This is a genomic window from Candidatus Bodocaedibacter vickermanii (assembly GCF_014896945.1).
Lineage (GTDB): Bacteria > Pseudomonadota > Alphaproteobacteria > UBA6184 > UBA6184 > Bodonicaedibacter > Bodonicaedibacter vickermanii.
The window spans coordinates 265,826-291,032 of record NZ_CP054719.1 but is presented as its reverse complement, the minus strand read 5'-3'; the positions used below and the strand labels follow the sequence as shown (position 1 = coordinate 291,032).

18 protein-coding genes, 3 tRNA genes, 3 rRNA genes and 1 riboswitch are annotated in these 25,207 nt (G+C 42.5%); of the genes, 15 read left to right on the top strand and 9 right to left on the bottom strand.

The features are described 5' to 3' along the window. Nucleotides 1-16 precede the first annotated feature (16 nt). The 12 genes from CPBP_RS01360 (at nucleotide 17) to tssE (ending at nucleotide 10,544) form a co-directional block, all read left to right on the top strand. The gene (locus CPBP_RS01360; RefSeq protein WP_350332258.1) at nucleotides 17-907 is read left to right on the top strand and encodes a hypothetical protein; all 891 of its coding nucleotides are present in this window, start codon (nucleotides 17-19) and stop codon (nucleotides 905-907) included. A gap of 100 nt (nucleotides 908-1,007) precedes the next feature. Next, a riboswitch (TPP riboswitch) is annotated at nucleotides 1,008-1,105 on the top strand. A gap of 54 nt (nucleotides 1,106-1,159) precedes the next feature. After that, nucleotides 1,160-1,990 (top strand): MC/SLC25 family protein, encoded by an 831-nt coding sequence (locus tag CPBP_RS01355; protein WP_350332257.1) that lies wholly within the window; start codon nucleotides 1,160-1,162, stop codon nucleotides 1,988-1,990. 318 nt (nucleotides 1,991-2,308) lie between these two features. Continuing rightward, nucleotides 2,309-3,809 (top strand): 16S ribosomal RNA (locus CPBP_RS01350). 84 nt (nucleotides 3,810-3,893) lie between these two features. Continuing rightward, nucleotides 3,894-3,970, top strand: a tRNA-Ile gene (locus CPBP_RS01345). A gap of 176 nt (nucleotides 3,971-4,146) precedes the next feature. Then, nucleotides 4,147-4,222, top strand: a tRNA-Ala gene (locus CPBP_RS01340). A 393-nt stretch (nucleotides 4,223-4,615) separates the two neighbouring features. Continuing rightward, a 23S ribosomal RNA gene (locus CPBP_RS01335) occupies nucleotides 4,616-7,368 on the top strand. Between the two features lie 100 nt (nucleotides 7,369-7,468). Continuing rightward, nucleotides 7,469-7,584: ribosomal RNA gene (gene rrf / locus CPBP_RS01330) — 5S ribosomal RNA — on the top strand. Together the 16S, 23S and 5S rRNA genes with 2 tRNA genes alongside form the textbook arrangement of a ribosomal RNA operon. A gap of 75 nt (nucleotides 7,585-7,659) precedes the next feature. Beyond that, complete coding sequence (gene ykgO, locus CPBP_RS01325; RefSeq protein WP_350332617.1) at nucleotides 7,660-7,785, top strand: type B 50S ribosomal protein L36; 126 nt, start codon at nucleotides 7,660-7,662, stop codon at nucleotides 7,783-7,785. An 82-nt stretch (nucleotides 7,786-7,867) separates the two neighbouring features. After that, on the top strand, nucleotides 7,868-8,452 hold the full coding sequence (locus CPBP_RS01320) for a GNAT family N-acetyltransferase (protein WP_350332256.1): 585 nt from the start codon (nucleotides 7,868-7,870) through the stop codon (nucleotides 8,450-8,452). Between the two features lie 284 nt (nucleotides 8,453-8,736). After that, complete coding sequence (locus tag CPBP_RS01315) at nucleotides 8,737-9,462, top strand: hypothetical protein (RefSeq protein WP_350332255.1); 726 nt, start codon at nucleotides 8,737-8,739, stop codon at nucleotides 9,460-9,462. A 355-nt stretch (nucleotides 9,463-9,817) separates the two neighbouring features. Then, entirely contained in the window at nucleotides 9,818-10,042 is a 225-nt protein-coding gene (locus CPBP_RS01310) for a hypothetical protein (protein ID WP_350332254.1), read from the top strand. Nucleotides 10,043-10,112: 70 nt separating this feature from the next. After that, nucleotides 10,113-10,544 carry a type VI secretion system baseplate subunit TssE gene (gene tssE, locus CPBP_RS01305; protein WP_350332253.1) on the top strand — a complete coding sequence of 144 codons (432 nt, stop codon included), beginning with the start codon at nucleotides 10,113-10,115 and terminating at the stop codon, nucleotides 10,542-10,544. Here the strand turns inward: tssE and CPBP_RS01300 are convergent. From CPBP_RS01300 to CPBP_RS01290, 3 genes are all read right to left on the bottom strand, one after another. Further along, nucleotides 10,541-11,278 (bottom strand): hypothetical protein, encoded by a 738-nt coding sequence (locus CPBP_RS01300; RefSeq protein WP_350332252.1) that lies wholly within the window; start codon nucleotides 11,276-11,278, stop codon nucleotides 10,541-10,543. The two genes, tssE and CPBP_RS01300, sit on opposite strands and share 4 nt — an antisense overlap. Nucleotides 11,279-11,361: 83 nt before the next feature. Next, nucleotides 11,362-12,795 carry an NADP-dependent isocitrate dehydrogenase gene (locus CPBP_RS01295; RefSeq protein ID WP_350332251.1) on the bottom strand — a complete coding sequence of 478 codons (1,434 nt, stop codon included), beginning with the start codon at nucleotides 12,793-12,795 and terminating at the stop codon, nucleotides 11,362-11,364. A 92-nt stretch (nucleotides 12,796-12,887) separates the two neighbouring features. Beyond that, nucleotides 12,888-14,057 (bottom strand): cation:dicarboxylate symporter family transporter, encoded by a 1,170-nt coding sequence (locus CPBP_RS01290; RefSeq protein WP_350332250.1) that lies wholly within the window; start codon nucleotides 14,055-14,057, stop codon nucleotides 12,888-12,890. A gap of 141 nt (nucleotides 14,058-14,198) precedes the next feature. Here CPBP_RS01290 and CPBP_RS01285 point away from each other — a divergent pair, with 141 nt between their 5' ends. The 3 genes from CPBP_RS01285 (at nucleotide 14,199) to CPBP_RS01275 (ending at nucleotide 16,174) form a co-directional block, all read left to right on the top strand. Next, a complete protein-coding gene (locus tag CPBP_RS01285; protein ID WP_350332249.1) occupies nucleotides 14,199-15,437 on the top strand; it encodes a PD-(D/E)XK nuclease family transposase in 1,239 nt (412 codons plus the stop codon). An 86-nt stretch (nucleotides 15,438-15,523) separates the two neighbouring features. After that, nucleotides 15,524-15,600, top strand: a tRNA-Ile gene (locus CPBP_RS01280). A gap of 13 nt (nucleotides 15,601-15,613) precedes the next feature. Continuing rightward, a complete protein-coding gene (locus tag CPBP_RS01275) occupies nucleotides 15,614-16,174 on the top strand; it encodes a Tim44/TimA family putative adaptor protein (RefSeq protein WP_350332248.1) in 561 nt (186 codons plus the stop codon). 1,212 nt (nucleotides 16,175-17,386) lie between these two features. On the opposite strand, the gene CPBP_RS01270 is transcribed toward CPBP_RS01275, so the two are convergent. The 6 genes from CPBP_RS01270 to CPBP_RS01245 all read right to left on the bottom strand — a co-directional run bounded on the left by CPBP_RS01270 (nucleotide 17,387) and on the right by CPBP_RS01245 (nucleotide 24,978). Further along, nucleotides 17,387-18,508: an IS4 family transposase gene (locus CPBP_RS01270; protein ID WP_350331953.1), complete on the bottom strand. Its 1,122-nt coding sequence runs from the start codon at nucleotides 18,506-18,508 to the stop codon at nucleotides 17,387-17,389. Nucleotides 18,509-18,671: 163 nt separating this feature from the next. Next, nucleotides 18,672-19,874: an MFS transporter gene (locus CPBP_RS01265; RefSeq protein WP_350332247.1), complete on the bottom strand. Its 1,203-nt coding sequence runs from the start codon at nucleotides 19,872-19,874 to the stop codon at nucleotides 18,672-18,674. Nucleotides 19,875-19,882: 8 nt separating this feature from the next. After that, nucleotides 19,883-20,788 carry a LysR family transcriptional regulator gene (locus tag CPBP_RS01260; RefSeq protein WP_350332246.1) on the bottom strand — a complete coding sequence of 302 codons (906 nt, stop codon included), beginning with the start codon at nucleotides 20,786-20,788 and terminating at the stop codon, nucleotides 19,883-19,885. 21 nt (nucleotides 20,789-20,809) lie between these two features. Then, nucleotides 20,810-21,748 carry a thioredoxin-disulfide reductase gene (trxB, locus tag CPBP_RS01255; protein ID WP_350332245.1) on the bottom strand — a complete coding sequence of 313 codons (939 nt, stop codon included), beginning with the start codon at nucleotides 21,746-21,748 and terminating at the stop codon, nucleotides 20,810-20,812. A gap of 232 nt (nucleotides 21,749-21,980) precedes the next feature. After that, nucleotides 21,981-24,155, bottom strand: coding sequence for a hypothetical protein (locus tag CPBP_RS01250; RefSeq protein WP_350332244.1), 2,175 nt, complete (start codon nucleotides 24,153-24,155; stop codon nucleotides 21,981-21,983). Continuing rightward, nucleotides 24,148-24,978: a hypothetical protein gene (locus CPBP_RS01245; RefSeq protein WP_350332243.1), complete on the bottom strand. Its 831-nt coding sequence runs from the start codon at nucleotides 24,976-24,978 to the stop codon at nucleotides 24,148-24,150. Before CPBP_RS01245 ends, CPBP_RS01250 begins: the two co-directional genes overlap by 8 nt. Nucleotides 24,979-25,207 lie beyond the last annotated feature (229 nt).

Genomic DNA, 25,207 nt, shown 5'->3' with positions numbered 1-25,207 from the left:
AATAAGAAAGTATTTCATGGAGAAAAAATGGGGCTGGATCTGTCAAATGATTCAAAAAATTTATAAATACTTGTCAGCGTCGGCTATCATAAAAATGGCTATAACATTAGTAGGATTAGGAGGTAGTGAAAAGATTTTAGGGGGATTCTCAAATAATCTTATGATACTAACAATTGTGTCGTGGGTTATTTTAGTTTTCAAAAAGCCTTTTGCGAGCCTTGTCGGACGGATTATAGGTCTGTCTTACAAGGATGCCCATGCAACATTATTACCAGACCAACAGAAACCTCCAGAATTCAAATTACTTGAACCAGGGCTGAATGCTTCTAAAGATAACATTTTTGAAGAAGAAGATGGTTTAGAAAAAGGAATGAAATCTAATTCAACTGCGTCAGAGCAATTTCATGATAAAGGAGGTGAAGTTTCTCAAGAATCAGAGGTAACCCCGATAGAAAATTTAGATTCTCAATTTGTTAAACCTGAGGAATATTACGATGGTGTCAATTGGATAGTCAAAAATAAAGATCAACATATAAGGGAGTTTCTTGAGAGAAAGTATCAAAAATCTGACGTCGATGGAGCTAAATCCACTAGTTTTATTATTGAAAATTTAGCTAAGGCCTATGTTGATATAGATTTCTTTAAATTGAAATGCTTAATTGTTCCGGAACAGCTTGAGTTTCTCAAAACTTTAAATAAAGGATCGTTAACAGTGGGCTACGTTAAGAATTATCATTCTGTTGAAGTATTGCAAAGATATCAAGCTACAGAAACGCAGTATCCCTTTGGCTCTTTTATTGATTGGTTGTGCGATTCAGGTTTGATTGAGGAAAAAGGGGGGTATTATCAAATTACAAATTATGGGCACAGCTTTCTTGTGTTCTTGGTTGAAAATCGGCTTCCATAGTTTCTTAATCTGGAACTTGCAAACAACAGCCACAACAGAGCAATACGTTGTGGTTTCTTTTTTTCTATCCTTCTCAACTCCAATCATATGGTATACTCCAAACATCACAAAGGGGTGCCATTGGCTGAGAGGACGAATGTCCAACCCTTTGAACCTGATACGGTTAACACCGACGAAGGGATTGTGATGCGTGTTCGGTCTGTTCTGGGTTGAACCCTTCTTATTCCTTTGTCCTAAACAAGGGAGCTTTTTGTGGAGTCCACTTTATATTTAATGGTTGCGGGTCTGATAGGGGCATTGAGAGGTGCCAGCAGTTTGATCGTTGAACATCCTCTAGATGTCATTAAGACCTATTGGCAAGCCTATCCTTCTGGGCGAAATCTTTTTTCTGTTGCAAGGGAAGTTCGTGCGCTCAAGGGATGGCTTGGGTTTTATTCGGGGGCAATCCCTAATGTTATGCGCGTGATGTTGAAACAAACCTATCGATATCCATTGATGATAGCATTACCTGTCGTGTTTGGAGCGCTTACCCCATCAGTTACATATATAAGTATTGCCACTGGACTAAGCATCGCATTATTAGAGGTATGGGTGATTACGCCTCTGGAACGGTTTAAAGTATGGTTGGTGACATATCAACACTCATCAGGGGGCATCAGAGCTTTTATAAGGGCGCTTAGAAATGACGCGATACACTCTTTATATAGAGGGCTAAAAATCACAGCAATTCGACAAGTTGCATCCTGGGTCACATTCTTGGTTGTACATGATCAATTAATAGTGTGGGTTAAAGCATGTAATGGAAACGTACTAAGTATGTCATTTGTAATGTTGCTGGGCGTCAGTTTAATAGAGGGAGCCATCAATACAGCTGTAGTGCTACCCTTAGATTGCATCAAAACGAATCAACAGAAAACCAAAGCTTCAAATTACGATAATATAAGAGGGATGTTTAAACACATATATAGTAAGTATGGTATTCGGGGATTCTATGTCGGATGGGAAGCAAGAATGCTGCAATACATGGTCAATTCTGCATTTACAGTGACGATATTAGAAGGCCTAAAATCGGGGTATAAATAGGAGCATAGATAGATAAAGCAAACATTTATGAAATTTTTATAAAAAAGGTATTGACTGGGGGTAGGTGATAGCGTATAAAGGACAAGTCAGCCGCGAACGAGTGGGTGGCAGGGTAGGAAGAGCCAGGGAAACCGGGGTGATTGCTACGGATGGATAAAATGGTAAACATGAAACAGATACTAAGACAACAGCGGGTTATTGGACTCAGTCTTGTGTGAATAACATGAGACAAGAGCAATGACTTTGAGAAAAATTTTAATCGCTAGATGACGCAGTGCTGAGATTGAAAGAGATCAGGACTGTAAAAAAGCGAGGATTAAACTTGAGAGTTTGATCCTGGCTCAGGACGAACGCTGGCGGCATGCTTAACACATGCAAGTCGAACGCAGCATCGGAGCTTGCTCTGATGGCTGAGTGGCAGACGGGTGAGTAACACGTGGGAACTTGCCTTTTAGACTGGGACAACCACTGGAAACGGTGGCTAATACCGGATACGCCCTGAGGGGGAAAGCAGAAATGCGCTAAGAGAGAGGCCCGCGGCAGATTAGGTAGTTGGTGGGGTAAAGGCCTACCAAGCCTGTGATCTGTAGCTGGTTTGAGAGGATGATCAGCCACACTGGGACTGAGACACGGCCCAGACTCCTACGGGAGGCAGCAGTGGGGAATATTGGACAATGGGGGAAACCCTGATCCAGCAATGCCGCGTGAATGAAGAAGGCCTTAGGGTTGTAAAATTCTTTTGTTCGTGACGATAATGACGGTAGCGGACGAATAAGCCCTGGCTAACTCTGTGCCAGCAGCCGCGGTAATACAGAGAGGGCAAGCGTTGTCCGGAATGACTGGGCGTAAAGCGCGCGCAGGCGGTTTCTTAAGTTGGATGTGAAATCCCCGGGCTTAACCTGGGAACTGCATTCGATACTGGGGAACTAGAGGCCGAGAGAGGAAAGCGGAATGACGAGTGTAGAGGTGAAATTCGTAGATATTCGTCGGAACACCAGAGGCGAAGGCGGCTTTCTGGCTCGGACCTGACGCTCAGGCGCGAAAGCGTGGGGAGCAAACAGGATTAGATACCCTGGTAGTCCACGCCCTAAACGATGAGTGCTAGATGTCGGATTTTCGGATTCGGTGTCGCAGCTAACGCATTAAGCACTCCGCCTGGGGAGTACGGTCGCAAGATTAAAACTCAAAGGAATTGACGGGGGCCCGCACAAGCGGTGGAGCATGTGGTTTAATTCGACGCAACGCGCAGAACCTTACCAGCTCTTGACATTATACCTACGATTTACGGAGACGTAGATTTCACTTCGGGTGGGGTATAACAGGTGCTGCATGGCTGTCGTCAGCTCGTGTCGTGAGATGTTGGGTTAAGTCCCGCAACGAGCGCAACCCTCATCTTCAGTTACTAACGGGTAATGCCGAGGACTCTGGAGAAACTGCCGGTGATAAACCGGAGGAAGGTGGGGATGACGTCAAGTCCTCATGGCCCTTATGGGCTGGGCTACACACGTGCTACAATGGTGGTGACAATGGGAAGCAATATCGCAAGATGGAGCGAATCCCCAAAAGCCACCTCAGTTCGGATTGTCCTCTGCAACTCGAGGGCATGAAGTTGGAATCGCTAGTAATCGTAGATCAGCATGCTACGGTGAATACGTTCTCGGGCCTTGTACACACTGCCCGTCAAACCATGGGAGTTGATTTTACCCGAAGTCGGTCAGCTAACTCGCAAGAGAGGCAGCCGCCCACGGTAGGATGAATGACTGGGGTTAAGTCGTAACAAGGTAACCGTAGGGGAACCTGCGGTTGGATCACCTCCTTTCTAAGGAAAAACGCTGTTGTCTTAGTATCTGTTTCGCACACAACATCACAGGCTATGGGAGGAGTCTTCGGACTTCAAACCTAGGGGCTAGTAGCTCAGCTGGTTAGAGCACACGCTTGATAAGCGTGGGGTCGGAGGTTCGAGTCCTCCCTGGCCCACCATTACAAAATTTAGATGTGTTTAAGTTGAAAGACTTAAGGATGTGTAAAGTAATGTTGAAGATTTTTGATTCAGAACTAGGAGATGTCAAGAGCTACGACGTAGCGTACGTTAAGTACGTGAGGAGTAGATCGAAGGCAACGACGACGTCGATGGATCAAAAAGGTCAACAGAATTTGGGGGTGTAGCTCAGCTGGGAGAGCGCCTGCCTTGCACGCAGGAGGTCATCGGTTCGATCCCGTTCACCTCCACCAATATATGTGTGATCTGTGAAGAGTGTGAGTATGGATAAAAGATTTGAATGTACGGGTGATCGGAAGATCCAAGTGCATTAGATGGATGACAGAGTAAAGATGAATACAATAAACAATCTAGTTTAACATTATAGTGTTAAGTTGGATCAGTTTTAACTGATGCAATTTAATGCAAAACGCGAAAAAATAGTTCAATCTAACTGAGGCTCTTAAGAGTAATTCTTGGGAGCGTCGAGTAAAACTTGTTTTTAAAATAAAACAACGAAAGTTGTTTTAGGGATGTTGAGTTAGAACTAGGCGAGTTCAAGAGAGGCGACGCAATGTATGAATAATACATGAGGAGCCGAACGAAGAACTCAACGACGTAAATGACTCAAGAGACCAAAACAAGGATATCAAGCGTCAAAAGGGCATCTGGTGGATGCCTAGGCACAAAGAGGCGATGAAGGACGTGTAAGGCTGCGAAAAGCTATGGGGAGCCGCCAATAGGCATTGATCCATAGATCTCCGAATGGGAAAACCCACCGCATGAGCGGTATCTACTCCTGAACACATAGGGAGATAGAGGCAAACCCGGCGAACTGAAACATCTCAGTAGCTGGAGGAAAGGACATCAACCGAGACTCCGAAAGTAGTGGCGAGCGAAATCGGACCAGGCCAATCATTGTGTAAGCGACAGACGAAGTGGATGGAAAGCCACGCTAAAGTAGGTGATAGCCCTGTAGTCGAAATCAAATATGCAATGTACGAGTAGGGCGGGACACGTGAAATCCTGTCTGAACATGGGGGGACCACCCTCCAAGCCTAAGTACTCCTTTGTGACCGATAGCGTACAAGTACCGTGAGGGAAAGGTGAAAAGTACCCCGATAAGGGGAGTGAAACAGTTCCTGAAACCGGATGCCTACAAACAGTCGGAGCACCTTTAAGGTGTGACGGCGTACCTTTTGTATAATGGGTCAGCGAGTTTATCTGTGGAGCAAGCTTAAGCCGATAGGTGTAGGCGAAGGGAAACCAAGTCTGAATAGGGCGATGAGTTCCGCGGATAAGACCCGAAACCGAGTGATCTAGATATGGGCAGGTTGAAGACACCTTAACCGGTGTTGGAGGACCGAACCCACGCCTGTTGCAAAAGGCGGGGATGACCTGTGTCTAGGGGTGAAAGGCTAATCAAACTCGGATATAGCTGGTTCTCCGCGAAATCTATTGAGGTAGAGCGTCGTGTGATGACCACGGGGGGTAGAGCACTGAATAGGCTAGGGGGGCGCGAGCCTTACCAACCCTAATCAAACTCCGAATACCCGTGAGTTTAACACGGCAGACAGTCTGTGGGTGATAAGGTCCATGGACGAGAGGGAAACAGCCCTGACCGCCAGCTAAGGTCCCCAATTCATGGCTAAGTGGAAAAGGAAGTGGGGAGGCCAAGACAGCCAGGAGGTTGGCTTAGAAGCAGCCATCCTTTAAAGAAAGCGTAACAGCTCACTGGTCTAGTTAAGCCACCCCGCGCCGAAGATGTACCGGGGCTAAAGCCATGAACCGAAGCTGCGGGTGTTATCGCAAGATAATGCGGTAGCGGAGCGTTCTGTAAGCCTGTGAAGGAGTACCTGTGAGGGGCTCTGGAGGTATCAGAAGTGCGAATGCTGACATAAGTAACGTAAAGCAGTGTGAGAGACACTGCCGCCGAAAGTCCAAGGGTTCCTGTGCTAGGTTAATCCGCGCAGGGTAAGCCGGCCCCTAAGGCGAGACCGAAAGGTGTAGTCGATGGGAACTGGGTGAATATTCCCAGGCCACGGATGAGTGACGAAGGCAGCCCGTTGTATGATCTGAATGGATTGATCATGCAGCTAATGACTTCCAGGAAATAACTCATCCTTTATTGTGACCGTACCCTAAACCGACACTGGTGGACACGTAGAGTATACGAAGGCGCTTGAGAGAACTATGTTGAAGGAACTCGGCAAATTGACTCTGTAACTTCGGGAGAAGGAGTGCCTGTCTTTGGGCAACCAGAGGCAGGTGGCACAAACTAGGGGGTAGCGACTGTTTACCAAAAACACAGGACTCTGCAAAGACGAAAGTCGACGTATAGGGTCTGACGCCTGCCCGGTGCTGGAAGGTTAAGAGGAGGTGTGCAAGCACTGAATTGAAGCCCCAGTAAACGGCGGCCGTAACCATAACGGTCCTAAGGTAGCGAAATTCCTTGTCGGGTAAGTTCCGACCTGCACGAATGGCGTAACGACTTCCCCACTGTCTCCAACATAGACTCAGTGAAATTGAATTCCCCGTGAAGATGCGGGGTACCCGCGGTTAGACGGAAAGACCCCATGCACCTTTACTACAGCTTTGCAGTGGCGTTAGGGGCAACATGTGTAGGATAGGCGGGAGCCTTTGAAGTTTGGACGCCAGTCCGGATGGAGGCATCCTTGAAATACCGCCCTTGTTGCTTTTGACGTCTAACGGAATCCCGTGATCCGGGATCCGGACCCTGCATGGTGGGTAGTTTGACTGGGGCGGTCGCCTCCTAAAGCGTAACGGAGGCGCGCGATGGTAGGCTCAAGTTGGTCGGAAATCAACTGAAGCGTGCAATGGCATAAGCCTGCCTGACTGCAAGACGTACATGTCGAGCAGAGACGAAAGTCGGCCATAGTGATCCGGTGGTTCCAAGTGGAAGGGCCATCGCTCAACGGATAAAAGGTACGCTGGGGATAACAGGCTGATCTTGCCCAAGAGTTCATATCGACGGCAAGGTTTGGCACCTCGATGTCGACTCATCACATCCTGGGGCTGAAGAAGGTCCCAAGGGTTCGGCTGTTCGCCGATTAAAGTGGTACGTGAGTTGGGTTCAGAACGTCGTGAGACAGTTCGGCTCCTATCTGCCGTGGGAGACTAGATGATTGAGAGGACTTGCCCCTAGTACGAGAGGACCGGGGTGAACGTTGCTCTGGTGTACCGGTTGTCCTGCCAAGGGCAGTGCCGGGTAGCTAAACAACGGACGAGATAACCGCTGAATGCATCTAAGCGGGAAGCTCCCCTCAATACCAGTCATCTCTATGAAGGCCGTGGAAGACCACCACGTAAATAGGTTCGGTGTGGAAGCCCTGTAAGGGGTGAAGCTAACGAATCCTAATCGCCTCATTGGCTTGATATTATAATCTCGACGCCCCCCAGAATTAGTCTCGGAGCGTCGGTTAGATTGAACTAAAAAGCGAAGTTAAATTAGACTGTTTGTTGTAAACGATGTTAGTCGGCTTGGTCGCTATGGCGAGGAATAAAGCACCGGATCCCATCTCGAACTCCTCCGTGAAAGTCCTCAGCGCCTATGATACTCCGTCTTAAGACGTGGGAAAGTCGGTCGCCGCCAAGCCTACTAACATCGTTTCAAATTCATCTGCTCTGTTCTTAAACTCAATTTAACTCAGATTATATTAAGGTTACGATGATGAAAGTTATTAGCTCTCTTAAATCTGCTCGCAATCGCCACAAAGATTGCAAACTCGTCCGCCGTAAAGGCAGACTATTCGTCATCAACAAAACCAACCCAAAGTTTAAAGCTAAACAAGCTTAATACAAAAACCCCCTCCATCATTAACGGAGGGGGTTTTTGCAACCGTCTCTTGGAGAGAATCAGTGTTATTGTAGGAAACGTTATGAATCCCATTTTAATTGATTTACCAGAAAGTATTGAAACTGCGCGTTTAGTATTACTAGCCCCTAAAGCAGGATTAGGACAAAAGCTTTATGAGACCATGGTGGATGGTTATGAAGATTATGTAAAATGGTTGGCGTGGCCATCCACTTGTCCAGATATTTCTACAGTTGAATTAGAGTGTAGAAAACATCAAGCTGATTTTATTCTACGTTCTTGTATTCGATATCTTATTTTAGATAAATATACTGGAGAGGTGATTGGGCGGTGTGCCTTCCCACCTGCTCAAGCTAATTGGAATATTCCTCAATTCGGTATTTCGTATTTTGTTCGAAAAAGTAAGCGCAAGCATGGCTTTGCAACCGAAGCAGTGCGAGCCATGGCAACGTTAGCGTTTAATAATTTAAGCGCTCGAAAAATAGAAATATTTTGCGATGTTGAAAACACAGCAAGCATAAAAATCCCATTAAATCTGGGGTTTAAGCTTGAATATGTTCAAAAGGGAGGTTGGCCGCGATCTGATGGAGCGCTAGCAACTCTTCAAGCCTATTCAATTTTTTCTATAGAAGATCTATTGGATTCATGAGATCAAGTTTTTACCTCCACGGAGTATACCCTATAAACCGACATCTGCTCTGAGTTAAACATGTCATACAAACACTGAGAAAAGAGGGGACGTTCTACTGTATGGTTATGTCTCGTAAGGCTGGGTGAACAGATTCAACTTTTGGTAGTTCAGACCTTGCATCTGGTTGAATTATTATTCCTTATGCAAAATATATAGCAAGTTTTTATATTCGTCCGAATCCTTAAGTTTTTTTAAAGATTTTGTTTTGTATACTGAAGTCAGTTAGTAGAAAAGGTGTTAAAATGTTAAAGTATATTACGTTATTTGGAGTATTGTTATCGCCTATGTGGGGGGCATTCGAAACTGGAGAAACCGCTCTCGAAGAAAAGGAGCGGGGTTATTATGAGGTGAATCATCTCGATGTATTAAAAGGTAAACCAACGGTTTCGCATGTGACGATGATCCCCATGTCTGAGACTGTTCGGACAACGCTTGAAATAGCATCTGTCATTAATTTTTCTGTTTATAGACTTAAGGATACCCCTTTGGTAGCACAGCATGGTTTTTACGTGAATGGAGAGCTTCATCAGCTGAATCTTTTATTTAAGCATGTTGCAAGCGATTTGGACGATGAGCATAAGCGACATACAATATCAGTTAATTTAAGTGTTGAAGGTGCTGTCGTAAAACGCAACACCACAGAAGGACAATCCTTTGATGAGGCGCCTTTGATATTTACAACAAATAACAATTCAAGATTAAATTTTGTGGATTTTGGATTGCCCACCGAAGATGTGATTCCTCCTTTATTATATATTGAATGGAATAATTCAAGCCGTGCACCAATGGTATTAAAATGGAATATAGGACGTGGAAAAGGGGGTGGTTCAAATAAAGCAGAGATTTGCGAAGATGAATCTGCCAGAGGGTGTATCACAACGTATGATGGAGCCATTCATTACTGGGAAGATGGCAATGTAGAGAAGTTCGTCGTTGATTTTGTTTTTCAAACTACTCCAAAATCATAATTTACTTATATTTTCAGACCCCACCATACTGATGGTTTGTGTAATCTAAGCAAAATCAACAACAAACCCCCATTTGGAAGCTTGTGTATTTTAACTGAGGTTATTTAGCCTGATTCGCTTTAACATCTGTGTAATCTAAGCAAAATCAACAACAAACCCCCATTTGGAAGCTTGTGTATTTTAACTGAGGTTATTTAGCCTGATTCGCTTTAACATCTTCGATCAGTCTATTCAAACCACCTAGACCTGGTCCATATGTGAAGACTGGTTCGCCAAAGTATCTATATTAGCGAATAATATGCAGCCGCTAGAATCGTATATAAGGTTGTGAGATTGGATGTTAGTTAGAACAGTGATGTCGCTTTTTTCAACGGCTGCTTTTATTGTAATCATTCTGTTTCGAAGAGTGGTAACATGTTCCGAATCTGATGTTGTTAGTGCTGATTCATATTCACGTAGTAATAAAGTTTGCTTTTCCGAAGTTGTCTGTTCTTCTGCGATTGGTGGTGCTGGGGCTGATAGATTATGGCTGATTAAGCTGAGCATTTTTGACAAAGTCAACCTTTTCATGTATGGATAAGTTTAAGCCTCATTGTTGCATTAACTAAATCTTAAGCTTCCACCCCTTATTCTGGGGATAGAGGTGCAAGATGTATGTCGCTAAAAAAAACTTATTTGATTTGATTCGAAATGATTTGACGGAAGAAAAGTCATCGATTTATTTGAATGAAAAAGCCTACATTGCCAACATCATTCATGATATTGGCGAACTGTTAAACACTCGATGCATTTTACCCAAATCAAAACGACGCACCCATTTACCCTTAAATTATGGATTGCCTTATGCGTTTGGTATGCACGAACCTGACGATATGATGCACCCAGAAAAGCAAAAAGAATGGAAAACTGCTTTGGAGCGTACCTTGCGATATTTCGAACCACGATTAGTGCGCCCCAAAATCACCATCTTAAACGTTGATATACAGCGTCAAATGATGAATATTGAAATCAAAGGCAGCTTATGGTTGAACGAGGAATTAAAACGCGTACATTTTTCATTCCCCATTCACAATCCGTATTAACGTGTGGCAGCCGCTGCCGGAGCTTCAGATTGACGACCTGTTGCATTAGCTTTAAACGCTTCTAAATTAAGATCTATCTCTGGGTCTGTCAATCGTTCAGGAACACCCAATGCTTTTTGTATGCCAGTCATCTCTTCATGATACTCATGAGATGCTTTTTTAGATTGAATAGCACCCCAAAGAAATCCACCTGAAGCAACCGAAAGTACCATATTTAGAACATTTGACAATCGAGGGTCTAAATATTCCGCCGTTCCAAATGCGGAGACAACAAGTGAAGCCACTGTAGACATACCTCCGGCTGCTAACCACGAAATGTTACACCACCTACACACTTTTGATGCAGTCTTGTATCGTTTTTCATCTGAGATCATTTCTGCTACATGCTCTCTTAAATATTTATCTCTATCAAAAAGTTGCGTTGGATTAACTCGTGAAAATGATTCCATGCTTGATGCGGATGCTGCTGTTGATCGTGCTGGATTTGCTGCTAATCCTGCATCGGCAAGGGCTTCCATATCAATGATCCGATGCTGTGAATGCAAACTGCGACTTTTCCTAGTTGATTGAAGTTGGGGAAACGCGGCCAGATCCTCCCCACTGTCTGAATATCCAGCATCATCTACAGCTGTGCGCATAGACGCTGAGTCATCTTCAAATGGCTCAGCAGTTGCACCATGCGCCGGAAACATATTACTCACCGTTAATAACACTAACATTATACGTAACATCATGAAAAGACTCCTCAAAAGTATCGCTTTTTTAGATTGTCGCTATAACGTATTAATAATGAATTAATTTAAGGAAATATATTTGACTATTCTTCACCTTGAATCTTTGTATAGGAGGGGGTGTTGTCGATCAAATATAAGCGTTCGATATGTACCCATTTATAATTGGTGGAAATATCTTGAATTAATTTGATAAGGTTTCCTTCAGATAATGCCTCGTTTGACGTGCTCAAAAATCGACATTGATGATGAGGGGAGACTTCTCCATCAAGCCCACCAATATCAGGATATACTTGCACTCCACGATTGGCGATCATTTTTAATGTGAACTCTGAATCTTTAACAAGCGCTTCTAATAAGGAACCTAATGTCAGAGAATGTTCACTAGAATGAATAAAAACATCCACGCCAATGGTACGTTGATCAGTGGTTTTCTCAATCATTTTAACAGGTTTAAATGTTAGTGGATTATAGGCGCGTTTTGTCCAATCTGAATGCGTTTTTCCAAGGTTATTAATCACTGTATCTGTAAACTCTGTAGTTGACCCTAAATCAGTAGATCTTGAAATATCTTCAGTTAAGTGACGACCATTTGCAATGGTTACATGTAGTGCATTTTCAATTGCGTCCGCAGCATCAAACTCCCCTAAGTGGCGTAACATCATAATCGATGATGCGATGACTGCGGTTGGATTTGCTCGATTTTGATTTGCAATATTGGGAGCCGATCCATGGACGGCTTCAAAAATAGCCACTTGATCTCCGTAGTTTGCACCTGGGGCAATTCCAAGTCCACCTACTAAGGCAGAACCTAAATCGCTGAGAATATCACCATTCAAGTTTGTCATTACAACAACATCGAATTGTTCTGGATTCATGACCATTTGATGTGCACAATTGTCCACAATCATGTGTTCTGATTTCAAGTGAGGAAACTCTGCTGCAACGTCCTCAAATACACGCTTCATCATGCCTTCGGTCATTTTCATTATGTTGGCTTTTGTGGCACATGTTACTTTATGGCGCCCTTCAGATTCTGCAATTGCAAAAGCCAGTCGCACAATTTTCTCACAGCCCCACCGGCTAATCAGTTTTAAGGTTTGAGCCACATCTGGCGTTTGCATGTGTTCAATTCCCGTATACAAGTCCTCTACATTTTCACGCACAATAACCATGTCAATGTTATAATGTTCATAGGGACCTTTGATGCCAGGGATGTTTTTTACAGGGCGAATGTTGCCGTATGTATCAAATAGTTTTCGCAGTGTAACGTTTGCACTTTTTTCACCAAATCCAACGGGTGTTTCTAATGGACCTTTTAAAGCGATTTTATTACGCTTGATGGATTCAATAGTTTCAACAGGAACTCCTGTAATAATTCCTTTTTTGAAGGTTTCAGCACCCGCCTCGCAGATTTCCCAGCGAACGGATACTCCAGCAGCTTCAATCACTTTTTTAGCAGAAAAGACAACTTCTGGACCAATACCATCTCCAGGAATTAACGTTACAGTGTGTTTCATGATCTATATTCATATGTTAAATTATATCCACAGAATAACACCAATCTGTTAACGAACTTTTAATGTAACAAACCTCCCGAAAGAGGAGGGGGTTAACTCTTAGGCTTAACTAAGGGAGAGAATAGCTTTGTCATCATTAATGAAAAAGCACCGTTACCTAATACGTTTGTTGTGGTGCTAAAGGGATCAACCAACACGTACAATGACATCATGAGTGCTGACATTTCAGGGGTAAACCCTAAATGATCGTGTAAAATGGGGATTGCAATCACCACGCTACCACCTGGAATTGCCGCCACTGTAAATTTTGCAAAGATTAAAAAGAATGCAAATACAGAGTATGTCCACAGGGACGGGAAGGGATGTCCAAAGTACATCATCACTGTCATTGCCATAATGGGAATTGCGATGCCAACGCCCATTAAATGGATGTTAACAGTGGACGTTAATATCCCCTGAGTGAGACGAAAGTTTTTGGATATCTTTTGTGCACATTCTAAAGTTACTGGATATGCCGCCATGCTGGACATGGTTGAAAATGCCGTAATTGCAGCGGGGAAAAAAGCCTGCATTGTTTTAAATGCTTTGACGATGTTGCCTTTAGCAAGAAGGGTATACATTGCGGTAATGTACAGAATCATCGTGATCAGTATGACGATAAACACTTTGCTGTATACAACGATCATTTGTTCCAGCAAATCTTCCTTTTGCAATTTCAGCATAAATCCAAAAATGAACAATGGAATGATGGGGGTAAGTGTTTTTCTGAGAATGCGAACGGAGGTTTCGCGCGCCTTCTTAAAGCCCAGGATCATTCGTTGATTTTGGAAAAATGTTAACAAAAGTCCCATAGCGAGGCCTGATAACAATGCGATGTTGTTATCGACGATCATTTTGATGGGTAACCCAAACATGGGTTTAATCACAGTGGTTGCTGTTAAGTTTAACGTGTGGTGAGTGGTATCAATAACCAGGGGGTGTAACAGGCTAAACATACCATAGGAATAAAATGTAACTAGAGTATTTGACGCAATAATGCAGCCAATAAGCCCAGTAACAAATAAGATAACACCTGAGTTAAACTCAACCAAAAACGCTGTCATAAAAATAAAAATAACGATGGGTAGAACAAGAACGAGAGCTTCTTTAATCAAAGAGCTAATCGTATAAAAAAACGTTACAACGGATGCATCGACGCCGTTTCCAAAAAAGTAAACTCCAACAAGGATTGCGATAATTATAAAGGGTAGTTTTATACGCATGGGATGTTCCATAAAATTAAAAGAATTATACTAAAAATGTGTCTAAAAAGCAATCAGTATCACGGAAAACAGTTGCAAAAGGTTTCGATCGTTTTATAGTGAAATCAGCATTTGAGATTGCGTCATTATAGGAGAAGCAGAATGAAGAGAGTATCGTTATATTTTAGCCTTGGTTTAGTCTTTAGTCTGTGTTTCGAAACAAACGCTGCGGGGATATTGAGGCAACGTGCGGCACAGGCTGCGCGCGTGGCGTCATGTGTTCCGGTGTACCGTTCTGCAACGCAAACTATGAAGTGGATGCCCAGTTCATATTTATCACAGATTCGTTGGGCAAGCACGACGGTTAAAACACCAGAATCTCCTAAAGAATATGCGGTTGCAACAACTGACATAGCGTTTAAGCAACTTTTAGATCCTGCCGAGGATAAAGAGGTAATAATTTCATTTTTAAATACCTTTGTTCCTGTGTTTGCACATGATCCCGTCAAAGATGTACGAGGGGCTCCAACAACTATTCCAGCGCTTCCAAAAGCCGAAGATGAAAAATCTACCTTTATGGATATGCATGTTGTCGCATCGTCTGGTACACGATATATCATTGAAATGCAAGCACGTCGTCACATTCAGTTTGATGAGCGTGCCTTATTTTATTTATGCAATACGTATGGGCGTCAATTATCCCAAACTGAATTGTCACATAAATCATGGTTTCGTTTTCTGAATCCAACAATTGCAATTCAAGTATTAGATTATGATACTAACCGTATTCGAGGTATTGCTGACGAAGAACTTGAAGATGCAATGGTAAACCGAGTAAAAGATCATAAATTACCCGAGGGAGAGTTTATGAAACACTATCGTTTAGTTGATGAAAAGTCTGGACAAGAGATTCGTCATATCCAAATGGTACAAGTAGAATTGCCACGATACATAAAGAGAGCTTTGTTTCCTCCCAAAAAAGATTTTACGCCTCTAGAGTGGTGGCTAAGCGTCTTGCGACATTCAAAAGAGTATACTCATGAATATATTGAAACGCTCTCAAAACAGGGGGTGAATATGCCGGATGTTATTAAGAAAGGATTCGATAGATTGTCGTATCGTCTTTGGAATGCGGAAATGAAACGTGAATATAATTTGCAAGTAGCAGATCGAGAATTATTTGCAACAGAATATGCAGTTGAACGCTCAGAAGGAAAAGCAGAAGGAAGAGCAGAAGGACGAGCAGAAGGAAGAGCCGAGGGGGAGATGGCTGGAATAGAAAAAGGAAGAGCAGAAGGGATGCTGGCGGGGAAAATCGCAATAGTTCGTGAACTTGTAAAAGACGGTACCTTGACAGAGAAACAAGCGGCTGAACGAATAGCAAAATTAAAGAATGAATAAAAATGTCAAATTTAATTCTTTTAAAATAGAGAGTTAAATGTACAGTAACTACTTGACTTTTTTATAAAAAAACGTAATTTATGTGTGGGCCTGTAGTTCAGATGGTTAGAACACGCCGCTCATAACGGTGATGTCGCGGGTTCGATTCCTGCCAGGCCCACCACCCTGGAGCGACTATGGATATTATTATTTTTGCAATCGTTGCGATTGTGTTGTGTTATCGATTGTATACTGTTTTAGGGCGTGATGAAGGTCCGATCTCTCAAAAAGTTGTGCCTGCTGATCCAAGACCAACGGTTGAAAAAATAAATCCACGCGATAAATTGGATCAATTGCTGCGTCGGTATAATATTCCTTTATTCTTAAAACCCGCTTTTTCAGCCATCTTATTAAAAGATCCAACGTTTGATTTTAACGATTTCTTAGAGGGCGCAGAAGGTGCATATGAGCTGATATTAACCCATGCATTGCAAGGTGATATAGATAAAGTTCAAGACTATATAAGTCCAAAAGTAAAGACATACTTAAATCAATTGCCACATCTTGAGCGTTTTCGTATTAAAGTTATCGCTGCCGATATCGTTGGGGCAGAGGTTGATATCCCCAATGCATCAATTACCGTGCAATTCAAATCGACTGTAAAAGATAGTCAACGATTGGAAGACTGGGTATTTTCTAGAGATTTAGAAAGCGAAAATCCAACGTGGATTCTAACAGAGATACTAGTTTTAAACTAGGCAACCTGGCAGCGTGACGCTGGACCCATTAGGCAACGTGCCGTTTCACCAGGGATGATCCCTGGACCCGTTGGGTAGACTGAGCGTGATTTGTGGACATAGGTAATAAATGAGGGGCTGTTGAAGACAGTTGAGGAGGAGAGAGATTTTTGCTCTACCTTCGGCGCAGGGCAGCATGACGCTGGCAACCTGAGGTTGCATCCGTTAGGTTAGATTGGGTGTGGTTGGAGATATGAGAGATTGAACCCAGCTTTAACCCATTTCGGGCGCAGGAGGGGTAAGGGTGAAAAATGATTTTGATGATTTTTGGTTGAGAGTGGTGTTTTAGTTCCTTGTTGTTGTTTGAAAGCGTTGTGTTTGCGAAGCTTTTAGAGTTAAGTTATATAGAATCCGTGTCCAATCACAACCGATCTAACTATCGGATGCAACGTCACGTTGCCAGCGTCACGCTGGCGTTGTTTAAAACCGAGAGAATCCCCAGTAACCCGCACGTGCAAAAAGAACCCCATTTCTTACACGAATGGGGAAAGGCGGACTTTAGTATACTATACAAAGTCGGTGTTTTACGAGCCCGTCGGCTCTAGGGGTTGTTTACAGGAGCTGTGACTACTGATCGGGTAGTTGAGCATCTGTACTGGGGATTCGATTCGGCGTTTTGTCCTTGAGTGTTTCAACCAAAGCTTCGTCATGGATCTGGTTAGGGATCCTTTGGCTGAAAGTTTCAAAGACGTAGAACGAAAAAAGGCTACCCAGATTTTGGGTAGCCTCTTCGCAGTTCTAACTATTAGTATACATAAAAAGTTTGGATTGTCAATATATTTCTGAGAGATGTGGGTGTTTTTATAATCCGTGTCAGACCACATCAGATCTAACTTACTGGGTGCAGCGTCACGCTGCCAAAAAAGTTTATTCCGTCAATCTATTGTTAACGTTTGTCTGATAGTTTGAAGATGGACGGATTATAGTAAACTCAGATCTCACTTCGGTGAGTGCATCTGATACGTAATGACGATTCTGAATATACAGTAGCGCAGCGCTGCGTGAACTATGTTCTAGTATGAACAGGGATGGAATCCCTGGGAAGACGTGTAACTTTTCAAAAACGATTTTTTTGAAAGATACCAATAGTATTACGTTGTGGTGGCGGGGGGAGGACACGCACTGAGTAATGATGATGGGAGGGCCCCATCGGGGCACAACTGTTGAAAGTGATCAGAAGAGGTGTTTAACAGCATCAAAGTTGCCCCCGGATAATAGTATCATCGACTTAACAAAGGATTTTTCAAGAGCAAGATTAAAACGAAACAGAGGGATTTTAAAACCTTGGAGTTTTGTTTTTATTTTATACGCTAAAAACACAAGCGCTGTAATTAATACCATATAAATATAAACTCTCATACCATTCATCGAGTGGCTTAAAAAATGCTTATATCCTAGGTTTTGTTTAATAAACTTAAAAAACACCTCGATATCCCATCGTCTGCGATAGAGCTCCGCAATTTCTAAAGCACTCATATCGAATAGGTTTGTTAAAAACCATAGTTCGTTTCCTTCTTTATTGAGCATCTTAATTAAGCGAAGAGATGTGGGAAGTGGGGCTTTGTTTCCTTTTGCATATAGGGCAACGGTTAAATCCTCCATAATAGGGCTGGATACTGAGTGTGTTTTAACTATGTGATACCGTCTTCCGACATTCAGCCGCGTTATAAATTTGTAGTCTTTGGCTTCAAACTCTCCAAACGTTCCAGCTTTACTAATCCCTCGATCGAAGAGTAAGATGTCTTCACTATCAACTCGAGCCTCATTAATGGCTCTAACAAGAGCCAAATCTTCGCTGGACTCTTCTTGTAACGTACAAAAGCGAATACTTGTTGGGAGTTGTTGCCGTAATCCTACACTGACTTTAATTTGACTGTCGGAGGCTTTCCCACCTATTTTTAAGCCATCTTTAATTAAACGACCAGACAAATTAATGATGGTTGAGTCAAACCGATGCAACGTTCGTTCATTGATGGTTCCAAGATCAGATGACAGCTTATTTACTAGTGTCCGGTAAATGGCTTCAAAATAACTCCACTTTATGTCCTTTAAACGTTTTGATATCCCACTATAGCTAACGGACGGAGTGGGTTCAAAATGATCGATCCCTTCGTTGATTAAGGTCTCCAACATTCGCAAGCTTGTTTTCTTTCCTAATAATATCAGCCGCATTAATCCTTTAAATATCAACTCTCCTGTTAGTTTTGTATTATATCGATTCACCCCGTAACTTGTTGCCAAGTCTTCTAAGTCGTCTTTCGTTACGAGCTCCATTATGCCTTCAATCGTTTCCATTGAAAATCCTAGCCTTTCTACTGTTTTCTCAACAATAGCTTCTTTTTATGATCACTTTCAACAGTTGTGCCCATCGGGGGCGCGAGACCAGCAGTTAGAAAATTTTATTTTTTCAAAAAATTCCAAAAGAATCCAGCGTCACGTTGCCATGTTGCAAGGTCAGTTACTGCGCTTCAATTTCTTTTCGATGGGTCAGAAATGCTACGATAATCAATGCTACATATGCGATCAATACGATCGCAATGGATTGAAATGTTTGATTATAAAAAGCCGCAGCTGAAAAGGTGATAAACGATGCCATTAGCTGGCGAATAGAGGTAACCGCGGATGACGAGGTTCCTCCCATCGTATGAAATATTTCCATCGCTTTAGTGGTCACAACTGTTGCGATAAAAGGACAACATACCGTATAAATACAATAAGTTAACACCATCCAATTGACAGAATCTGAAAACAAACCTTGAACGATTAATAGGCTTACTACATAGCCTAAAATCAAGCACATCCCAATTCGGATTGTAGAATACAATCCATTATCTTTAACATATTGGCGCACAAATGCCGCAGCAATGGCATAGAAAAACGTTGGAATGAATTGATACAGGGCAAAGCTTTCTCGGCTCATATTCATGACTTCTTGAAAATGAATAGAAAACAAAGGGATTTGGGCAACATGCAACCCATGAATCATACCATTTAACAACGCAAATATTAAAAATACGCGATTAGAAAATAAGACTTTATAATGCGTAAATGCACGAAACACCGAAACTGCTTGCTGTTCTTTGTGTTTTAAGGTTTCTGGAATGATCAGCATGATTAATATAACTTGAAGAATACCAAGAATACTCAAAACCGCAAAAATACCGCGCCAGCCAAAATAGTCGGCGACAATGCTGCCCACAATAGGCGCCGCTGATAACGAGATTGAAATGGTAATGTTAAAGACATTTAGGGTACGAACGCTATCTTTGCCTTTAAAAATATCTTTGATAATCGTCAACCAAATAACCGACGAAGACACGCCCCCAACACCTTGAAAGAATCGGGCAATGATCAGTTCGTAAATATCATGGGCAACTGCACACCAAATTGATGCGCAGGCAAAGAAACTAATCCCAATTAATAACAACCGTTTTCGACCATAACAATCAGCCAGTGGTCCATAAAATAGGGCTGCAATGGCAGTGCCTAAAAAAAAGCTACTGACAGTCCACTGTGTTAATATTTCAGTCGTGTTAAAAAATGCCCCGATTTCTGGCAGCACAGGGGCGTGCATATCCATAGATGAATTAACAACAACACTTCCAAAAATTAAAGTGAATGTAATTAGCGAAAGCTTTATTTGTGAGAATTGATGAGACATGATTGTTCTTAAACGTTCTCCATAATAAAATCACGCAAGGCTGCAATTTTTTTAGACCGGCGTAATTCTTCTGGATACACTAAATAATACGTAATGTCAGGCAGTTTTACAGACGGTAAAATGCGTCGCAAGAATGGATAGTCTGCAGCAATGTACTCATCCAACATTGCAATTCCAACATGACTTGCCACTGCCGTTGCAATCGCAAGATTACTGTTAACAGAAAAATAAGGAACTCTTCGCGGAGAGTCTTCAGTCAACCCCAGATACAGCAGGATATTTGTGTTATCTAAAGAATTCGCATCTTCTCCAAAAACAATTAACTTATGATGATTAAGCTCTTCTAATTTGTGGGGCTCACCATTTTTTTCAAGGTAGGTCTCACTGGCATAAATGCCTCTTGAGAACGTCATTAAGGGGCGCTGAATCATCCGCAGTTGAGCAGATGGCATTGGCTTAATGGCAAGGTCAGCACCTTCTTGTAACAGGTTTGTATCATCATCAGAAATAATTTGAGTAATTCGAACTTCAGGATATTGAGATAAAAATTTGTGAATCCGTGGAGCCAACCAAAAGTTTGAAAATGTTTGAGTCGTTGCAAGGCGTAAATGCCCCGCTGCCATATCTTTTGTATCTTTTAAAATCGATAATGTATTTGAAATGCGTCCAAAAATTTCTTGGGTTGTCTCAAATAAAATATCGCCTTGTTCGGTCAACATTAATCCTCTGGGGTGACGCCGGAATAAACGACACCCCATCATGCTTTCCAATGCGGAAATTTGACGACTGACCGCTGATTGAGATAAAGCCAGTTTTTCAGAGGCTTTGGTTAACGATCCAGACCATGCAACATGGTTAAAGATTCGTAATTTGTCCCAGTCCACTTTCGTACTTAATAATCGAATATCAACCATAATGCGTCTCCCAAAACTTTATTAGTTGAGTGTTAAAAACTTTTCAGCATCCAATGCCGCCATACACCCTTGACCTGCGGCTGTTACAGCTTGACGGTAAATTTTATCTTGAACGTCTCCCGCTGCAAATACGCCAGGAACGTTTGTTGTGGTTTCACCTTTTTCAGTTAAAATATAACCACTCTCATCCAAATTCAGATGCCCTTTAAATACATCTGTTTTTGGAGAATGCCCAATGGCTATAAACACACCTTCAACATCAAGAATCTGAGTTGATGCTGAATCTTGGGTCGACCTCAATCGTACGCCATTAACCCCAACAGAGTCTTGAGTACCAAGAATTTCATCTACTTCATGATCCCAAATAATGCTAATTTTGGGGTTTGCAAACAGACGGGTTTGCAATATTTTTTCAGAGCGTAATGTATTTCGTCTATGTACCAAGGTAACATGGCTTGCAATATTTGAAAGATACAATGCCTCTTCAACGGCACTGTTGCCACCACCAATAACTGCAACGGGTTTATTCCTAAAGAAAAATCCATCACACGTTGCACAGGCAGAAACACCAAACCCTCTGTATTTTGTTTCTGAGGGGATACCCAACCACTTAGCTTCAGCACCCGTTGCAATGATCACGGCATCGGCAGTAAACGTTGTTGTTTCTCCATAACATGTAAATGGACGTTTTGAAAAATCAACCCTTGAAATATAATCGTAATTAATGGTTGTGCCCATATGTTCGGCTTGCAACCGCATTTGCTCCATTAACCAGGGACCTTGAATGACATCAGAAAAACCAGGGTAATTTTCAACATCCGTGGTAATTGTTAATTGTCCACCGGGTTGCATTCCAGTAACTAATAGGGGGTTTAAATTAGCTCGTGCTGCATAAATAGCCGCTGTATATCCAGCAGGACCGGCACCAATGATCAATAATTTAGAATGAACTGTGTTCATGCGTTCTCCGAAAGTTAAAAGAGTTTATTAAATGTTTTAATATTAGTTTGCATTGTGCAAAAAATGCATGGCTTTTGCAACCGATATTTCATTTCGTGCAAGTTACAGCTATAGGATATCACGAAAAAAATGAACCTGCGAAAGTTAGAATAATATGGATGCAGCGGCACGCTGTAAGAAAAAAAGCACCCACCTAAGAATTTCTTCTCAGATGGATGCTTTAGTGTCAGGCTTAGTAAGCTAAGCTAAAGTTTACACTGGTTGTGGGTTCAATGGAATGTGTTGATCCTGATAGACCAAAGGCCGCAGAAATATAGCCTGTATCTAAATTCGCTTTTGCTTGCAACTGCAATCCGCAGTGACGATCAAAACTATGCCCATTTATATGGAACTTTTCATCGTTGATCGATACGTCATAATCATGTGCAGCACGTAAGGCTTCTGCAAAGACTGTTGCTGACAGGTCGATTGTTTCAACGCGTTTATTCAACCCTGCATTGAACACAATGCGATGCTGATTAACATTGGTTGCTTCGATGCGCCCCATGGGATTTGTTTCAGAAACTCCATGACGTTGATCATACATGTAACTGACCCCAACATGGAATCCATCGTGTTGCCAGCCAAGCGTTGATCCAACTCCATTTTGACCCGCGGTATAGAATGCATCCATAAACAGATCTTTGCTTAATAAATGCGCACCCACCGTGGGCGTTGCAGACTGTGTTTGAACAGATGGGGTTGAAACGCTGAACCCAAGCTTTGCAGCCCCGGTATTAACGCCCATGCTAGTTAAGGTTGCGTCAGACGATTCATCCACATTATTCCATCCGCCGGCAGTATACGCCTGTTGGTGAATACTGAAATACGACATCGGCGCTGGTGCATCTGATAAATAGTGATCAGACACGGCAGCATCTAACGCCGCCATGGCCGTTGGAATTTCCAGTGCTGCAAAATGACCTTTAACATCCCCATCAGATTTGCCTAAAATATCAGCAGATAAACTTGCTGATAATCCAGTTGTCCCAGCAACAGAAGTTGTCGCTTTTGTACAGGTTACGGTTAAAGCTTTGTTGTCAAGTTTAAATTCAAACTTTCCTCCAGCTAGATCTTGGGTATACGTAGCGCGCGTACCGGTAAGTGTGGTTGCTGACAGAATTGTGAGTTTTTTACCTACAGCAAGGGTAGTTGTGGAAATAGTTTTGATCTGCACACCTAATAAGTTGTTGCCTATATCGCTTGTTCCAGTAACCGTCATTAAAGGATTCGTTTGATCGACGTTATCCCAATTAACTGAAAGTACTGAGGCTTCTGTAACCGTATAGTTTTTAACCCTTATAGGTGTTGATGCAGCCAATACAACGGTACCACCACTGTGGGTTAAAGTCCCATTTGCAGCAGAAGAGGGGGCCAAATAAACATTCATCCCTTTTTTAGCTGTAAACTTATCCACCGTTCCGCGAAGGTCAAATTTACCATAATCTACCTCTTTGTATCGGTCGGGAACTTGTTCTTTCATCTTGTCTATGATCAGCTTGTTGGAACTAGCATTGAATGCGATGTTATCTCCGCCTGTCAGCGTTGAGTCGGTATCTAATAAGAATGCCCCAACAGTAACAGTCCCATTTACTGCTAAGGTTCCTTTTTTCATACTTAATGCATCAGCAGTTAAAGTATTACTCGCTCTAACATCTAGATCAGTGTTTTGCAAATAAAGCCCAGAAATCTTAACGTTGCTATTCAAATACGTTTTTTGTGGCGTGATTGTGTTCATTCCGATGGCATCAATAAACGTCATGTTATAGGTTGTTTTACCATCCTTATTAACAAAAGCTGCTTCTTTAAATAGGTGACCGCGTTCTTCTAAAGAGTGAGCTTCGTTCGTGTGTTCCCCCATGTGTTCTACGTTATCGCTAGCATGCAACACATCCCGAAGGTATGAAAGGTTATCAAGCCCAACAATGTTTTGTTCTTCGTCGCCAGTTTGTTCGTCTGGTGCAACTGGATGATAAACATAGTATTGATCAATAGCATTAAAGGTATCAATGGTGGATGCTGTGGGCGATGCAGCAGCAGAGCTACCGCTGTTGGCTGCAACAACAACAATACCACCGATGGTGATGACTGCGCCTGCAGCTACTGCTGCACGTAATCCGACATCTGAATCGGCAGCCAGTATTGCTGCGGCTTTGGTACATATTTCATCCGCCAACTCTTCAGCAGCTTTTGCAGCAGTTTCAGCAGCTTTTGCAGCAGTTTCAGCCGCTTTTTCTATATCGTCTGCAGCTACTTTTGCAGCATCTTGGGTTTTGTAAGTACATACCGCAGCAATACTTTGAATCGATAACAGCAATGCACATGAAATTAACAGACTTTGTTTTAATATTTTTTTATTGTTATTCATTATCATCTTCCTCCTCTTCTTCTTCTTCTTCTTCTATCGTATCCTCATTAACGGAGGCTCTTGCAGTATCGGCAGCAGTTCTTGCTTCCTGCGCTTTTTTAGTTGCATCATCACAAGACATAGTATCTTTATTATCTTTTAATGCGTTTAATGCCTGTTGCGCTGTGTCAAGATAGGTGTTTGCTAAGGTTTTTTTAGCGTTAGCGCTCTCAACAATGTTGTCAAAGCAACTATTGTCAGCAGTACATTCGCTCGCTATTGCCTTCTTAGCAGCATTCAAAGCAGCAGTAGCCTTCTTAGCAGCAGAATTCAAAGCCTTAGCAGAATTCAAAGCCACATTCAAAGCATTCTTAGCCACATTCAAAGCATTCTTAGCCACATTCAAAGCCTTAGCAGAATTCTTAGCAGCATTCTTAGCTTTAGTAGCAGCATTCTTAGCTTTAGTAGCAGCATTCTTAGCAGCAGTAGTAGCATTCTTAGCTTTAGTAGCAGCATTCTTAGCAGCAGTAGCCACATTCAAAGCAGCAGTAGCTTCTTCACATGTAGTTGCATTCTTAGCAGCATCAGTAGCTGCAGTAGCTGCTATAGTAACTTTATCCGCAACATTCAAAGCAGCAATAGCAGCAGCATCCGCAGCTCCTTTAGTAACTGTACGCGCAGCAGTCCTAGCTTTACCAGCAGCATCCGTAGCAGCATCCGCAAGTTCATCTATAGTAGCTTTCTGAGTAGAGGGAGCCGTCTGTCCATTACACACATTCATTTGAATAGCAAATAGCAGTGACGCTGTGATTAACCCAATGTCTTTAAACGTTAATTTTTTCATTATTTTTATTATCCTTGTTTTAATACCTATAATTATACAGGGGTTTATTTTTCAGTTACAGATAAATTGGTTTTTTGTTCATTTTTCTGTTGCGGTTCGGCAACAGGGTTATCTATTTTCACAACTGGTTTGGGTCGGTGTATCCCCTTGTTAGAACACGGGCATTTACTGGAGCACCCACCCATCTGAACCGCCAGTAACAGGACGCAGGCAGTTAACCCTGCGCCCC

What these genes read in the sequence shown, in the direction of transcription:
- CPBP_RS01360 (WP_350332258.1), top strand. Translation starts at nt 17, where the DNA reads ATGGAGAAAAAATGGGGCTGGATCTGTCAAATGATTCAAAAAATTTAT.
- ykgO (WP_350332617.1), top strand. Translation starts at nt 7,660, where the DNA reads ATGAAAGTTATTAGCTCTCTTAAATCTGCTCGCAATCGCCACAAAGAT.
- CPBP_RS01320 (WP_350332256.1), top strand. Translation starts at nt 7,868, where the DNA reads ATGAATCCCATTTTAATTGATTTACCAGAAAGTATTGAAACTGCGCGT.
- CPBP_RS01315 (WP_350332255.1), top strand. Translation starts at nt 8,737, where the DNA reads ATGTTAAAGTATATTACGTTATTTGGAGTATTGTTATCGCCTATGTGG.
- CPBP_RS01310 (WP_350332254.1), top strand. Translation starts at nt 9,818, where the DNA reads ATGTCGCTTTTTTCAACGGCTGCTTTTATTGTAATCATTCTGTTTCGA.
- tssE (WP_350332253.1), top strand. Translation starts at nt 10,113, where the DNA reads ATGTATGTCGCTAAAAAAAACTTATTTGATTTGATTCGAAATGATTTG.
- CPBP_RS01300 (WP_350332252.1), bottom strand. Translation starts at nt 11,278, where the DNA reads ATGATGTTACGTATAATGTTAGTGTTATTAACGGTGAGTAATATGTTT.
- CPBP_RS01295 (WP_350332251.1), bottom strand. Translation starts at nt 12,795, where the DNA reads ATGAAACACACTGTAACGTTAATTCCTGGAGATGGTATTGGTCCAGAA.
- CPBP_RS01290 (WP_350332250.1), bottom strand. Translation starts at nt 14,057, where the DNA reads ATGCGTATAAAACTACCCTTTATAATTATCGCAATCCTTGTTGGAGTT.
- CPBP_RS01285 (WP_350332249.1), top strand. Translation starts at nt 14,199, where the DNA reads ATGAAGAGAGTATCGTTATATTTTAGCCTTGGTTTAGTCTTTAGTCTG.
- CPBP_RS01275 (WP_350332248.1), top strand. Translation starts at nt 15,614, where the DNA reads ATGGATATTATTATTTTTGCAATCGTTGCGATTGTGTTGTGTTATCGA.
- CPBP_RS01270 (WP_350331953.1), bottom strand. Translation starts at nt 18,508, where the DNA reads ATGGAAACGATTGAAGGCATAATGGAGCTCGTAACGAAAGACGACTTA.
- CPBP_RS01265 (WP_350332247.1), bottom strand. Translation starts at nt 19,874, where the DNA reads ATGTCTCATCAATTCTCACAAATAAAGCTTTCGCTAATTACATTCACT.
- CPBP_RS01260 (WP_350332246.1), bottom strand. Translation starts at nt 20,788, where the DNA reads ATGGTTGATATTCGATTATTAAGTACGAAAGTGGACTGGGACAAATTA.
- trxB (WP_350332245.1), bottom strand. Translation starts at nt 21,748, where the DNA reads ATGAACACAGTTCATTCTAAATTATTGATCATTGGTGCCGGTCCTGCT.
- CPBP_RS01250 (WP_350332244.1), bottom strand. Translation starts at nt 24,155, where the DNA reads ATGAATAACAATAAAAAAATATTAAAACAAAGTCTGTTAATTTCATGT.
- CPBP_RS01245 (WP_350332243.1), bottom strand. Translation starts at nt 24,978, where the DNA reads ATGAAAAAATTAACGTTTAAAGACATTGGGTTAATCACAGCGTCACTG.